Below are 12,408 nucleotides of genomic sequence, written 5' to 3'. Positions count from 1 at the left end.
CCTCAGGCCGTTCGGGCGCTGCGCAGCCACTGGCTCATCAGCCGGTCGAGCAGCGGCGCCAGGCGGTCGAAGCGCCTGGGATCGGCGAGAATGTCGTCGCGCTCCTGGCGATGCGGGCTTGCGGCATCGCCCTCGGGGCGCGGCAGGTGGTCGAGCATGGCGGTGATGCTCGCGGCGGTGGCCTCCAGGTGGCAGAGCAGCCCCACCACGCGGCCGGCGTCCCAGGCGAAACCCTGCTGCGGGCTCGCCGCCGTGCCGCCCAGGGGCAGGGCGTCCTCGGGCAGGGCGAACACCTCGCGGTGCCAGGTGAAGGCCTCGAAGCGCTCCGGCAGGTCGAAGGGGCTGGCCTCGGCCAGGGTGACGGCCTGCCAGCCGGTCTCGGCCAGGGTGCCGCGGGACACCGGGGCGCCCAGCGCCTCGGCGATCCGCTTGGCGCCATGGCCGATGCCGAGCAGCGGGGTGCGGCCGTCGAGGGTACGCTCGATCAGCTTGCGCTCGCCGCGCGCCCAGTCGGCGGGCGGCTCGCCCTCGGGGGCATCGAGCACGATCAGCGCGTCGCCGTCGCCGGGCCGCGGCGGCAGTTCGCCCTCATCGAGATGAAAGACGGTGTGGCTGTGGCCCATGCTGTCGAGCCAGTCGCCGAGCCGGGCGGGTCCCAGGTTGGGGCTGTGCTGGAGCAGGTGAACGTGCATGCGGGCGACCTCGCCGATATCAGCCATATATGAGGAAAGGCAGGGTACATGAAGGCGGCGCTCAAGGAACAGATACTCACCGTGCTGGCCGAGATCCCGCCGGGGCGGGTCACTACCTACGGGCGCATCGCCGCCATGACCGAGGGGGCCACGCCGCGGCTGGTGGCCCGGGCCCTGCGCGAACTGCCGTCCGGGCACGGCCTGCCGTGGTTCCGGGTGATCACCGCCTCGCGCAAGCTGGCCGACCATCCCGGGGCGGACGAGCAGCGCCGCCGGCTGATCGACGAGGGCGTGGCGTTCGATGCGCGGGGCAGAGTGGCCCCTGAACGGCTCTGGCCTTGAGTGAGCACAGGGACGATGCTGAGACAGCGATATTCCAAGGAGAATCCATGAGCGGTTTCTTTCAGCGCCTGCAGGCGCTTCCGGCGCGCCGTCAGCAGGCCTTCATGGCGGCGCTTTGCGAGCGGCTGTTGCCCAACTATGCCTTCTACGCCGAGGCCACCGGCCAGGGCGACCCCAGGGCGCTGCGCGCCGTGCTCGACCTGGTCTGGGAGCGGCTGGCGGTCAAGGACGCGCGCATCGACTTCGAACGCCAGGCCGAGAAGCTGGCCGCCCTGGAGCCGCCGGCGGAGGACGACAGCTTCGGCGCGCGTCGCGCCCTGGAGGCGGTGGTGGCGATCTCGTCGCTGCTCGACACCCTGCGCGGCGAATCGCCCGAGGCGGTGCTGGAGGTCAGTCGCACGTCCCGGGGCGGCGTGCGGGCCTTCATCGAGCTGACCGAGGGCGAGGACGACGACCAGCGACTCGCCGCCCTGGTACGCGAGCATCCGCTGATGGAAGACGAGAACGACTTTCAGGACGCGGTACTGGAGGCGGTGGAAGGCGAGCTCGACCGCGAGGGCCTGAAGGCGCTGCGCCGCCTGGGCCGCAACGAGGGCGTCAGCAACCTGGGACTCGGCGGCGAGGAGTAATCGCGCGCGCCGGCCAGAACGACGAAGGGCTCACCCGGAGGTGAGCCCTTCGCTTGTTTCAAGAACAGGAAAAGCGAGGATTTATGTCGCGAGCGATGAGAGGCTGATCGCCGCCGGAGCACAGCTCCCGGAGTGTAGCCTGCTACATGAGGAGAGTGACCGGGCCGGCGCACCGGCACCGCCGGCGGTCAGGATTGCTAGGTTCGTTCCCGACGAACCTACGCACTTCCTACATCCCTGTAGGTCGTCGAGCGCAGCAATAAATCCCCTTTTCCTACAGCCGCATCTCGATCCCGCGCTCGGCCATATACCGCTTGGCCTCGGGGATGGTGTACTCGCCGAAGTGGAAGATGCTGGCCGCCAGCACCGCGTCGGCGCCGCCGTCCTTGACGCCTTCCACCAGATGGTCGAGGTTGCCGACGCCGCCGGAGGCGATCACCGGCACGCTCACCGCTTCCGAGATGGCGTGGGTCACGCCGATGTCGAAGCCGGTCTTGGTGCCGTCGCGGTCCATGCTGGTCAGCAGCAGTTCGCCGGCGCCCAGCTCGACCATCTTCTGTGCCCACTCCACGGCGTCGAGCCCGGTGGGGCGGCGGCCGCCGTGGGTGAAGATCTCCCAGCGCGGCGCCTCGCCATCCGCGGAGACCCGCTTGGCGTCGATGGCCACCACGATGCACTGGCTGCCGAAGCGCTCGGCAGCCTCATGCACGAACTCGGGGTTGTGCACGGCGGCGGTGTTGATCGACACCTTGTCGGCGCCGGCATTGAGCATGGTGCGGATGTCATCGCAGGTACGGATGCCGCCGCCCACGGTCAGCGGGATGAACACCTCGCCGGCGATGCGCTCGACCATCTCCACCGTGGTGCCGCGATCCTCGTGGCTGGCGGTGATGTCGAGGAAGGTGATCTCGTCGGCGCCCTGCTGGTTGTAGCGCTTGGCGATCTCCACCGGGTCACCGGCATCGCGGATGCCGACGAAGTTGACCCCCTTGACCACCCGGCCGGCGTCGACGTCCAGGCAGGGGATGATGCGCTTGGCGAGTCCCATGATGTCAGCTCCCGTCGCGTTGGCCGGTGAGTTCGTCGCACAGCGCCTGGGCCTCGGCCACGTCCAGGCTGCCCTCGTAGATGGCGCGGCCGGTGATGGCGCCCAGGATCCCGGGCTCGCCGGCCGCGATCAGCGCTCGCAGGTCGTCCAGGTTGGTCACCCCGCCGGAGGCGATCACCGGCAGGCCGCCCTCGCGGGCCAGCTCGGCGGTGGCCTCGACGTTGACGCCGCCCATCATGCCGTCGCGGGCGATGTCGGTGTAGACGATCGAGGACACGCCGTCGTCGGCGAAGCGCTTGGCCAGTTCGGTGGCCTTCAGGGTCGAGACCTCGGCCCAGCCGTCGGTGGCCACGAAGCCGTCCCGGGCGTCGAGGCCGACGATCACGTGGCCGGCGAAGGCCTGGCACATCTCGGTGACGAAGGCCGGTTCCTTGACCGCCTTGGTGCCGATGATGACCTGGGAGACGCCGGACGCCAGATAGTGCTCGATGGTCTCGGCCGAGCGGATGCCGCCGCCGATCTGGATCGGCAGGTTCGGGTAGGCGCGTGCGATGGCGGTGACCGCCTCGCCGTTGACCGGCTCGCCCTCGAAGGCGCCGTTGAGGTCGACCAGGTGCAGGCGGCGGGCGCCGGCCTCGACCCAGCGCGCGGCCATGGCCACGGGGTCGTCGCCGTAGGTGGTGGCATCGTCCATCCGGCCCTGCTTGAGGCGGACGCACTTGCCGTCCTTGAGATCGATGGCGGGGATTACCAGCATGTCCAGTCCTCTACGGGCGCTTCGAAGGGCCCTGTTGTCGGGGCGCGTCAGCGGGCGCCCTGAAAGTCAGTTGTCGGGGCGCGGCAGCGGGCGCCCGGAAAGCCAGTTGTCGTGGGCGCGGCAGCGGGCGCCCGGAAAGCCAGTTGTCGGGGCGCGGCAGCGGGCGCCCTCGGCAGCACGTCGCTCAGGGCGTCCACTGCACGAAGTTTTCCAGCAGCCGCAGGCCGGCCCGGGAGCTCTTCTCGGGGTGGAACTGCACGGCGAAGGTGGCGTCGCGGCCGGTGGCCACGTGGGCGGTGATGCGGCCGTAGTCGGTGGTGCCGAACACCTGGGCGTCCTCGTCGGCCTCCACGTAGTAGCCGTGCACGAAGTAGAAGTGCTCGAGGTCGTCGATGCCCTCCCACAGCGGGTGCTCGTGGCGCTGGCGCATCAGGTTCCAGCCCATGTGCGGCACCTTCAGGCGATGTTCCATGTCGTCGCGCATGTCGATCGGGAAGCGCCGCACCTGGCCGGGCATGAAGCCCAGGCAATCGATGCCGCCGTTCTCCTCGCTGCGCTCGTGGAGCATCTGCTGGCCGACGCAGATGCCGAGCAGCGGCTTGGCCTGCTGGGCCAGCAGCTCCTCGACCAGGCCGCGCAGCTCGGTGCGCTCGAGTTCGCCCATGCAGTCGCGGATGGCGCCCTGGCCGGGCAGCACCAGGCGAGTGGCGCCCAGGATGCGGCGGGCGTCGCGGGTCACCACCACGTGCTCGTGGGTGACGTGCTCCAGTGCCTTGGCGACGGAATGCAGGTTGCCCATTCCGTAGTCGATGACGGCAATGGTCATGGGACGCTCCTCGTATCGGTCGGCGGGATCACAGGCTGCCCTTGGTGGACGGCATCTGGCCGGCCATGCGCGGGTCTTCGGCGGCCGCCATGCGCAGCGCGCGGCCGAAGGCCTTGAAGATGGTTTCCGCCTGATGGTGGGCGTTGAAGCCCTTCAGGTTGTCGATGTGCAGGGTGACCCTGGCGTGGTTCACGAAGCCCTGGAAGAACTCCCAGAACAGCTGGGTGTCCAGGCGGCCGATGCTGGCGCGGGTGAATTCGACGTCCATGAACAGCCCCGGGCGCCCGGAGAAGTCTACCACGACCCGCGACAGCGCCTCGTCGAGCGGCACGTAGGCATGGCCATAGCGATAGATGCCGCGCTTGTCGCCGATCGCCTGGTCGAAGGCCTGACCCAGGGTGATGCCGAGGTCCTCGACGGTGTGGTGATCGTCGATGTGCAGGTCGCCCACCGCCTTGATGTCCAGGTCGATCAGGCCGTGGCGGGCCACCTGGTCGAGCATGTGGTCGAGGAAGGGCACGCCGGTCTCGCAGACCAGCTTGCCCTCGCCGTCGAGGTTCACGGTGACCGTGATCTGGGTTTCCTTGGTGTCGCGGGTGACCGTGGCGATACGCTCGGACATGTCGGGTCTCCAGCGCCTGGGCGCGTGTCGAAATGGGGCCGCCATCGGGCGGGGGACGGGGCGGCCCCGCCGTTGCAAGGCTGCCATTATAGTGAAACGCTACCCCCATTCGCTACAATGCCCCCACCATGCGGCAGGCCCGCCCTGCCAAGCCTCAGGAGATACCTGCATGCCGGTCACGCTACAACGCGTCGATCAAGCGACCTGGGACGCGGACGCCCAGGTCCGCCATGACCTGATTCGCATCTACGCCGATGCCCCCGCCGAGCGCCTGCCGGGCACCCCGGAGGCCTTCGTCGGCGAGCACCTGGCGGCCGAGCGCTTCTTCTGCTGCGCGCGCTTCAACGACCGCCTGCTGGGGGCGCTGGCCGTGTCGCCGGACGACGAGGCCTGGTGGCTGTCGCACCTCTGCGTGCGCCAGACCACCCGGCGGCGGGGCGTCGGCTCGCGACTGCTGGCGCTCACCGGCGAGGCGGCCCACGCCGACGGCCAGCGCCTGCGGGTGCTGGCCTCCCAGCTGCCCATGGCCGACCAGGTGCTGCTGAGCCGCATGGGCTACCGGATGACCCAGGCCGGTAGCTATTTCGAACTGGATCTCTCGCCCAAAGGAGCCGGGCAATGAAGCGAATTCTGCGGACCCTGCTGGCCGCCATCGGGGTCCTCGGGCTGGTACTGGTCGGCGCGGTGGTGTTCATCACCACCTTCTTCGACCCCGAGGACCTCAAGCCGCGACTGGTCGAAGTGGTGCGCGAGCACAGCGGCCTGGAACTGGAGCTGGACGGCCCGCTGAGCTGGTCCTTCTATCCGCGCCTGGGGGTCGGCGTCGAGGCCGCCGAGGCGCGGCTGCCCAGCCAGGCCGCCGACGCCGCTCCCTTCGCCGCCTTCGACCACGCCGAGGTCAGCCTGGCCTTCGCCCCGCTGCTGCGCGGCGAGATCGCCATCGATGGCCTGACCCTCGACGGCCTGGCGCTGAACCTCGAGCGCGACGCCGAGGGCCGCGGCAACTGGCAGACGTTGATCGAGCGGCTGCGCAGCCGCGGCGAGCAGGCCGAGTCGGTACTGGCGCCGGCCAGCGCCGGGCCCAACCCTTCCTCCGATGCCAGCGGCCTGGACGTGGCGCTGAACATCGCCAGCGTGCAGGTCCGCGATGGCCGCATCGACTATCGCGACGCCCAGGCCGGGCAGGACCTGCGGCTCAAGGGCGTCGACATCACCGGCAGCAACGTCAATCCCGACCAGCCCTTCCCGCTCAGTGCCAGCCTGGAGGTTGCGCTGCGCGACGATCTCGCCGCCAAGGCGCCCTGGCTGACCAGCCAGCTGAACCTGGAGACCCGTGTCAGCCTGGGCCTCGCCGAGGGTCGCCACCGGCTCGAGGAACTGTCGCTGTCCTCCGATACCCGGCTATGGGGCGACGAGGACGCCCAGCAGGCCCAACTCGACGCCGACGAACTGGTGCTCGACCTGTCCGGCGATCGCCTGCAGCTGACCGGCAGCCGGCTCGAACTCGGCCTGCTGGATCCGCGGCTCGGCGAGAAGCGCCTGCCGCTGTCGCTGGCCTTCGCCCTGGACGCCGACCTGGCCGCCCAGACCGCCCAGCTCCGCGAGCTGGCGCTGACCGGCCCGGACGGCCTGAAGCTCGAGGGCCAGCTCGCCTTCTCCGAGCTGGTCGAGGCGCCGGCCTACGAGGGCCAGCTGCGCCTGGCCGAGCTCTCGCTGCGGCCCTGGCTGGTGCGCCTCGGCATCATGCCGAGCATGGCCTCCACCGCCGCGCTGGGCGAGGTGGGGCTGACCAGCCCGATCGAGGGCGACCTGGAACGTTTCAGCCTGGACGGCCTGACCCTGGCGCTGGACGGCAGTACCTTCAACGGCCGCCTGGGCGGCCGCTTCGACGGCGCCCGGTTGGTGGCCGACCTGCAGGGCGATCGCCTCGACATGGACGACTACCTGCCGCCGGGCGACACCGCGGACGCTGCGGCCTCGGGCCCCGGCCTGCCGGGCATCGGCCGCGCCCTGGCCCAGGACGGCAAGGGAGCACTGCTGCCGGCCGAGTGGCTGGCCGGGCTCGACCTCGATGCCAAGCTGAGCCTCGGCCAACTGGTGCTGATGCGACAGACCTTCAGTGACGTCCAGCTGACCCTCGCCGGGGAAGATGGCCGGCATCGTCTCGAGGCCTTCGAATCCGGCTTCCACGACGGCCAGCTGTCGGCCACCGGCGAACTGAACGCCCGCGAGACGCCGCTGCGCTGGCGGCTGGCGCCCCGGGTCGAGGGGCTGCGCCTGGGCTCGCTGCTGGCCTCGCTGAGCGACGACCCGGCCGCGGTGGAGGGGCGTCTCAACGCCGACGGCGAGCTCGAGACCCGCGGCAACAGCACCGCCGAGCTCAAGCGCGCCCTGAACGGCCGGCTGGCCACACGGATGGCCGAGGGCCGCCTCACCGGTGTCAACGTCTCCCGGGAGCTGTGCACCGCCACGGCGCGGCTGGAGGGCGAGAGCACCAGCCGCGACTGGGCCGCCGATACCCACTTCCAGCGCGCCGAGGCCAGTTTTCGCATCCGCGACGGCGTGGCCGAGAGCGACGACCTGGCCCTGGCCATGCCCGGCATCGCCCTGGGGGGCGATGGCCAGCTCGACCTGGCCAGCGAGCGCTTCGACCTGCACGCCGACGTCCGCTTCACCGGCGAGGACGTCGACGCCGCCTGCGAGGTCAATCCGCGGTTGGTCGACGTGCCCTTCCCGGTGCGCTGCGAGGGCCGGCTCGACGGCGACAGCGCCGAGTGGTGCCGCTTCGACCGCGAGGCCTTCCAGTCCACCCTGGGCGAGCTGCTGCGCCGCGAGGCCACCGAGCGCGCCGACGAGAAACTGCGCGACAGCCTCGGCGATGCCGTGGAAAAACTCGATGAACGCCTCGGAGAAGATTCTCGTCGGGAACTTCGTGACACCCTCGAGGGTCTGTTCAAGTGAGCAAGCAAGAGCCAGTCCTGCGCCGACCCTCGCGTCGGCGCTTTTTTTCGTGCCGAGATTGCCCATGACGGAGACGCCACCCGCCATCCTGTCCCCCGCCACCTTCCAGCAACGCCTGCTCGACTGGTTCGATGTCCACGGTCGCCACGACCTGCCCTGGCAGCACGATCGCACCCCCTACCGGGTGTGGGTCTCGGAGATCATGCTCCAGCAGACCCAGGTCGCCACCGTGATTCCCTATTTCGAGCGCTTCATGGCGCGGTTTCCGAGCGTCCATGAGCTGGCGGCGGCGTCCCAGGACGAAGTGCTGCACCTGTGGACCGGGCTCGGCTACTACGCCCGCGGGCGCAACCTGCACAAGGCCGCCCGGGCGGTGGTGGACGAGCACGGCGGCGACTTCCCGGTGCACAGCCTCGACGCCATGGCCGCGCTGCCCGGCATCGGCCGTTCCACCGCCGGGGCGATCATCGCCCAGAGCACCGGCGAGCGGGCGGTGATCCTCGACGGCAACGTCAAGCGAGTGCTCACTCGCCTGCATGCCGTGGCGGGCTGGCCGGGGCGCCCCGCGGTGGAGCGCGAGCTGTGGAGCCTCGCGGAGCACTACACGCCCGAACGTCGGGTGGTCGACTTCACCCAGGCGATGATGGACCTCGGCGCGACCCTGTGCCGGCGCGGCCAGCCCGACTGCGAGCGCTGCCCCTTCGGCGACGTCTGCGTGGCCCGGGCGCGCGGCGAGCAGAAGCGGTTTCCGGAATCCAAGCCCAAGAAGGCCATTCCCACCCGCACCACCACCATGCTGCTGCTGCAGGACGGAGCGGGGCGGGTGCTGCTCGAGCAGCGCCCCTCCAGCGGCCTGTGGGGCGGCCTGTGGAGCCTGCCGCAGTTCGAGGCATCGGGTGACCTGCGGGCCTGGCTCGACCAGCACGCCCCCGGCGCGAGGCTGGAGGCACCCTGGGAGGCCTTCACTCACGTGTTCAGCCACTTCCGCCTCGAGATCACGCCCCAGCCGGCGCGGGTGAGCCGCCTCGACGGCGTGGGCGAGACGCGGCGCTGGTTCGACCCCGCCGACCCGGACAGCATCGGCCTGGCCGCCCCGGTGAAGGGCTTGCTGGAAGCGCTGCGCCCCTTCACCCTGAGCGTCCAGGACGCCCCCTAACTCCCGTCATCCCAGGAGCCATCATCGATGAGCCAGACCGTCTTCTGTCGCAAGTACCAGCAAGAGCTCGAGGCCCTGCCGTTCCCGCCGCTGCCCGGCAAGAAGGGCCAGGAGATCCAGGCCAGCGTTTCCAAGCGCGCCTGGGAAGAATGGCAGGCCCTGCAGACCCGGCTGATCAACGAGAAGCATCTCAACATGCTCGAGCCCGAGGCCCGCGAGTACCTGATGGAGCAGCTCGAGCGGTTCCTCGACAACGAGCCGACCGACCAGGCGGAAGGCTATGTGCCCCCCGAGCGATAGCCGCCTCGACACCCGCTGGCCACTCCCAAGGTTCTGAAACGGAAAGGGTTGACGCCAGCGGGCCTTTAGGGTTTAATACGCACCGTTGGCGAGGGCCAGATAGCTCAGTCGGTAGAGCAGGGGATTGAAAATCCCCGTGTCGGCGGTTCGATTCCGTCTCTGGCCACCATGTTGGGGTATAGCCAAGCGGTAAGGCACCGGTTTTTGGTATCGGCATGCGCAGGTTCGAATCCTGCTACCCCAGCCACGCCAACCTAAGTTCTGGAAAGACCGTGGACATTGTTCACGGTCTTTCTGCTCAGAGGCCTCGGCCTCCGCGCTGATGGCAAGTGCCGTTGCCGGCATAGCTCAGTTGGTAGAGCAACTGACTTGTAATCAGTAGGTCCCGGGTTCGACTCCTGGTGCCGGCACCATTAAAGTGCTTCAAAATCAGTGCGATAGAGCAGACATGAAACCGCCAATCGAGGCGGTTTTTTTGTGGGTGTCCACAAAGTGTCTACGCGACCTTGCCACCGCCATCCCCTGGCATAAAAAAGACCCGCCGGGACGGGCGGGTCTTCAAGCGCTTACGCAAGCGGGGAGCCACGTAAGCCCCCAAAGCCTACCCATCCCCTCTGCGCGGCGAGCCCAGGAAATGCAGTAATCGGCGCCGGCTGTTCGCGCTCAAGTCATCAGGATCTTGGCCGAGCCCATGCGATGCATCGCTGCGTTAACCACAGCGAAAGCCTCCCACAAGGAAGCGCAAGCGTGCAGGTTAAAGGCCGGATAAGAGGCGCGCGATCTGGCCCTAGCTTAGCGAAAACGCCGAGCACCGCGTTCGCTGGTCTATCCTCCTCGCGCGGCCGAACCGGGGACGAACAGAAAAAAGGCCCGCCAACCGGCGGGCCAACCTCGCGTTAATATGGACTTCCCATTTCCCCGTCACGAAGTCACCTTAGCCCCATCATGTTGCAGCCATATGACGGCGTGATGGACCGGCTCCGGATTGCGGCCGTCGTGTCCGTATCCGGGCTCCCGGAATCTGCCCTCATCAGCCGTCCTGCGCAGTGCCTTTATCCACACCCCCATGCACTTCGAGATATCCACCCGCAATTCTATTGGCGGACCGTCAGGGCGCGACGGTAACGGCGCCCTGGCGGCGTTCCTCGCTGGGCGAGCGGCCGGTCCGGCGGCGGAAGGCCCGCGAGAAGGTCGAGGCGTCGGCGAAGCCCAGGTCGAGGGCGATTTCGCCGACCGGGCGCGCGGTCTGGCACAGCCAGTAGCGGGCCCACTGCAGGCGTCGCTGTAGCACGTACTGCTGCGGGGTCACGCCGAACTGGCGCTGGCAGAGCAGGTGCAGCTGGCTCTGGCCGAGGTGCATGGCCTCGGCCAGCGCCTGGTTGTCCGGCGGCAGGTCCAGGCGTTCGTCGATGAAGGCGTCGAGGGCCCGAGCGGGCAGGCGTGGGGGGCGTCGGGCCGCCGGAGCCTGCCCGCCGAGCAGCTGGCTGAAATGGCCGACGAACAGCAGCGCCAGCTGGTGGTTGATCAGCGCCGCCTGCTGCGGCGTCTGCACGGCGCGTAGCCGGTCGACGGCGTAGTCGACCAACGGCACCAGCGTCGGCGGCAGGGCCAGCGCCCGGGGCTCGGCGAACAGCGACTCGCGCAGGTCGAGGGCACAGCTCTGCTCCAGGGAGGCCAGGCAGGGGTCGTCGCGGTCGAGGTCGATGACCAGCACCTCGCTGTCGTCGCCACATCCTCGATAGCGGTGCGTCTCGCTCATCGGCAGGATCGCCGCCCGGCCCAGCGCCAGGCGCTCGCTGCCGCGGCTGAACTCGTAGTCCATCGCCCCGCGCCAGCCCAGCATCAGCTGGGGGTAGTCGTGGCAGTGCTCGCCGGCGGTGCGGGCGATGCGGTTACAGCGAGCCTGGGTCTGTGACATCGGGTCCCCCTCGGGGCCGGCGATTGCGGAGCCTGGAACAACGATTGCGGAGGCCGGGCCAAGAGCCCGTCGGCGGGGGCCCATAGACTGGCCCGGGCACCGTTGAAAAGAGGCTGACATGTATCTCGACGCCGAACAAGTCACCACCAGTCTGCCCTGGGGCGCGCTGGTGGCAGCGCTGGACGATATCTTCACCCGCACCGTGCATTCGCCGGTGCGCCATCATCATCACCTGAGCGTGCCGGGGGATCCGGACGCCACCCTGCTGCTGATGCCGGCCTGGATCGAGGGCCAGTACCTCGGCGTCAAGCAGGTCAACGTCTTCCCCGGCAACAGCGGCCGCGGCCAGCCGGGCCTGACCGGCCACTACCTGCTGAGCTGCGCCCGCACCGGCCACCACCTGGCCCAGTTCGAGGCCAACGAGCTGACCGCTCGGCGCACCGCCGCGGCGTCGGCGCTGGCCGCCCGCTACCTGGCCCGCGAGGACAGCCGCGAGCTGCTGATGGTGGGTGCCGGGCGCATGGGCCGCCGGCTGATCCCGGCACACCGCGCCGTGCGCCCCATCGAGCGGGTGCGCATCTGGGATATCCACGAGGCCGGCGCCCAGGCCCTGGCCGCGGAGCTGCGCGACGAGGGCCTGGATGCCCAGGCGGTGCCGGCGGATGGCCTGGCCGAGGCCGCCGGGCGGGCCGACATCATCAGCTGCGCGACCCTGAGCCCCGCGCCGCTGATCCACGGCGAGTGGCTGACGCCGGGCACCCACCTGGACCTGGTCGGCAGCTTCACGCCCTTCATGCGCGAGGCCGACGACGAGGTGATGCGCCGCGGCGCGGTGTTCGTCGACACCCGCGAGGGTGCGCTGAGCGAGACCGGCGACCTGATCGACCCGATCGCCAGCGGCGTGATCGGCGAGGGCGACATCCTCGCCGACTTCCCCGACCTGTGCGGCGGGCGCCATGCGGGCCGGGCGGCCCTGGCCGACCCCGAGGGCGCGATCACCGTCTTCAAGTCGGTGGGCGCCTCGGTGGAGGACCTGGCCGCCGCCATCCTGGCCTACGAGCGCTGCCGCGACTGACCCCGCGATCCTCGCCTCCTGCGACACGATGACAACGACAAAGACAACGAAGGGCGGGCCCGTCCCGCCCGAGGAGCCCCTC

The 12,408-nt window shown here is 69.7% G+C and carries 13 protein-coding genes and 3 tRNA genes; 10 read left to right on the top strand and 6 right to left on the bottom strand.

Annotated elements, in window-relative coordinates:
• Window positions 1-2: 2 nt before the first annotated feature.
• Entirely contained in the window at window positions 3-692 is a 690-nt protein-coding gene (locus tag ACXAFN_RS06520) for a type 1 glutamine amidotransferase (protein WP_474987233.1), read from the bottom strand.
• 48 nt (window positions 693-740) lie between these two features.
• On the opposite strand from ACXAFN_RS06520, the gene ACXAFN_RS06515 reads away from it, so the two are divergent.
• Window positions 741-1,034, top strand: coding sequence for an MGMT family protein (locus ACXAFN_RS06515; protein WP_474987231.1), 294 nt, complete (start codon window positions 741-743; stop codon window positions 1,032-1,034).
• Window positions 1,035-1,081: 47 nt separating this feature from the next.
• The gene (locus tag ACXAFN_RS06510; protein ID WP_474987230.1) at window positions 1,082-1,663 is read left to right on the top strand and encodes a YjaG family protein; all 582 of its coding nucleotides are present in this window, start codon (window positions 1,082-1,084) and stop codon (window positions 1,661-1,663) included.
• 274 nt (window positions 1,664-1,937) lie between these two features.
• Here ACXAFN_RS06510 and hisF read toward each other — a convergent pair whose 3' ends face one another.
• From hisF to hisB, 4 genes are all read right to left on the bottom strand, one after another.
• A complete protein-coding gene (gene hisF, locus ACXAFN_RS06505; protein WP_474987228.1) occupies window positions 1,938-2,711 on the bottom strand; it encodes an imidazole glycerol phosphate synthase subunit HisF in 774 nt (257 codons plus the stop codon).
• A 4-nt stretch (window positions 2,712-2,715) separates the two neighbouring features.
• Window positions 2,716-3,468 carry a 1-(5-phosphoribosyl)-5-[(5-phosphoribosylamino)methylideneamino]imidazole-4-carboxamide isomerase gene (gene hisA / locus ACXAFN_RS06500; protein WP_474987226.1) on the bottom strand — a complete coding sequence of 251 codons (753 nt, stop codon included), beginning with the start codon at window positions 3,466-3,468 and terminating at the stop codon, window positions 2,716-2,718.
• A gap of 184 nt (window positions 3,469-3,652) precedes the next feature.
• The gene (gene hisH / locus ACXAFN_RS06495) at window positions 3,653-4,294 is read right to left on the bottom strand and encodes an imidazole glycerol phosphate synthase subunit HisH (RefSeq protein WP_474987224.1); all 642 of its coding nucleotides are present in this window, start codon (window positions 4,292-4,294) and stop codon (window positions 3,653-3,655) included.
• 28 nt (window positions 4,295-4,322) lie between these two features.
• A complete protein-coding gene (gene hisB, locus ACXAFN_RS06490; RefSeq protein WP_474987222.1) occupies window positions 4,323-4,916 on the bottom strand; it encodes an imidazoleglycerol-phosphate dehydratase HisB in 594 nt (197 codons plus the stop codon).
• Window positions 4,917-5,085: 169 nt separating this feature from the next.
• On the opposite strand from hisB, the gene ACXAFN_RS06485 reads away from it, so the two are divergent.
• The 7 genes from ACXAFN_RS06485 to ACXAFN_RS06455 all read left to right on the top strand — a co-directional run bounded on the left by ACXAFN_RS06485 (window position 5,086) and on the right by ACXAFN_RS06455 (window position 9,746).
• On the top strand, window positions 5,086-5,538 hold the full coding sequence (locus ACXAFN_RS06485) for an acetyl-CoA sensor PanZ family protein (protein ID WP_474987220.1): 453 nt from the start codon (window positions 5,086-5,088) through the stop codon (window positions 5,536-5,538).
• A complete protein-coding gene (locus tag ACXAFN_RS06480; RefSeq protein WP_474987219.1) occupies window positions 5,535-7,877 on the top strand; it encodes an AsmA family protein in 2,343 nt (780 codons plus the stop codon). Before ACXAFN_RS06485 ends, ACXAFN_RS06480 begins: the two co-directional genes overlap by 4 nt.
• A gap of 64 nt (window positions 7,878-7,941) precedes the next feature.
• Window positions 7,942-9,033 (top strand): A/G-specific adenine glycosylase, encoded by a 1,092-nt coding sequence (mutY, locus tag ACXAFN_RS06475; protein WP_474987217.1) that lies wholly within the window; start codon window positions 7,942-7,944, stop codon window positions 9,031-9,033.
• 27 nt (window positions 9,034-9,060) lie between these two features.
• Window positions 9,061-9,333 carry an oxidative damage protection protein gene (locus tag ACXAFN_RS06470; protein ID WP_474987215.1) on the top strand — a complete coding sequence of 91 codons (273 nt, stop codon included), beginning with the start codon at window positions 9,061-9,063 and terminating at the stop codon, window positions 9,331-9,333.
• Between the two features lie 93 nt (window positions 9,334-9,426).
• Window positions 9,427-9,502: transfer RNA gene (locus tag ACXAFN_RS06465), tRNA-Phe, on the top strand.
• Between the two features lie 3 nt (window positions 9,503-9,505).
• Window positions 9,506-9,580 (top strand) — tRNA-Gln (locus ACXAFN_RS06460).
• 90 nt (window positions 9,581-9,670) lie between these two features.
• Window positions 9,671-9,746: transfer RNA gene (locus ACXAFN_RS06455), tRNA-Thr, on the top strand.
• A 695-nt stretch (window positions 9,747-10,441) separates the two neighbouring features.
• On the opposite strand, the gene ACXAFN_RS06450 is transcribed toward ACXAFN_RS06455, so the two are convergent.
• A complete protein-coding gene (locus ACXAFN_RS06450) occupies window positions 10,442-11,251 on the bottom strand; it encodes a helix-turn-helix transcriptional regulator (protein ID WP_474987213.1) in 810 nt (269 codons plus the stop codon).
• A gap of 118 nt (window positions 11,252-11,369) precedes the next feature.
• Here ACXAFN_RS06450 and lhpI point away from each other — a divergent pair, with 118 nt between their 5' ends.
• Window positions 11,370-12,326 carry a bifunctional Delta(1)-pyrroline-2-carboxylate/Delta(1)-piperideine-2-carboxylate reductase gene (lhpI, locus tag ACXAFN_RS06445; RefSeq protein WP_474987211.1) on the top strand — a complete coding sequence of 319 codons (957 nt, stop codon included), beginning with the start codon at window positions 11,370-11,372 and terminating at the stop codon, window positions 12,324-12,326.
• Window positions 12,327-12,408: the final 82 nt, after the last annotated feature.

It is taken from the genome of Halomonas sp. ABH4_019, from assembly GCF_056159885.1.
The sequence above is the reverse complement of the archived record's forward strand: the minus strand, read 5'-3'. Positions and strand labels throughout refer to the sequence as shown.

Coding starts and splice junctions, on each gene's coding strand:
- ACXAFN_RS06520 (WP_474987233.1), bottom strand. CDS start 692: ATGCACGTTCACCTGCTCCAGCACAGCCCCAACCTGGGACCCGCCCGG.
- ACXAFN_RS06515 (WP_474987231.1), top strand. CDS start 741: ATGAAGGCGGCGCTCAAGGAACAGATACTCACCGTGCTGGCCGAGATC.
- ACXAFN_RS06510 (WP_474987230.1), top strand. CDS start 1,082: ATGAGCGGTTTCTTTCAGCGCCTGCAGGCGCTTCCGGCGCGCCGTCAG.
- hisF (WP_474987228.1), bottom strand. CDS start 2,711: ATGGGACTCGCCAAGCGCATCATCCCCTGCCTGGACGTCGACGCCGGC.
- hisA (WP_474987226.1), bottom strand. CDS start 3,468: ATGCTGGTAATCCCCGCCATCGATCTCAAGGACGGCAAGTGCGTCCGC.
- hisH (WP_474987224.1), bottom strand. CDS start 4,294: ATGACCATTGCCGTCATCGACTACGGAATGGGCAACCTGCATTCCGTC.
- hisB (WP_474987222.1), bottom strand. CDS start 4,916: ATGTCCGAGCGTATCGCCACGGTCACCCGCGACACCAAGGAAACCCAG.
- ACXAFN_RS06485 (WP_474987220.1), top strand. CDS start 5,086: ATGCCGGTCACGCTACAACGCGTCGATCAAGCGACCTGGGACGCGGAC.
- ACXAFN_RS06480 (WP_474987219.1), top strand. CDS start 5,535: ATGAAGCGAATTCTGCGGACCCTGCTGGCCGCCATCGGGGTCCTCGGG.
- mutY (WP_474987217.1), top strand. CDS start 7,942: ATGACGGAGACGCCACCCGCCATCCTGTCCCCCGCCACCTTCCAGCAA.
- ACXAFN_RS06470 (WP_474987215.1), top strand. CDS start 9,061: ATGAGCCAGACCGTCTTCTGTCGCAAGTACCAGCAAGAGCTCGAGGCC.
- ACXAFN_RS06450 (WP_474987213.1), bottom strand. CDS start 11,251: ATGTCACAGACCCAGGCTCGCTGTAACCGCATCGCCCGCACCGCCGGC.
- lhpI (WP_474987211.1), top strand. CDS start 11,370: ATGTATCTCGACGCCGAACAAGTCACCACCAGTCTGCCCTGGGGCGCG.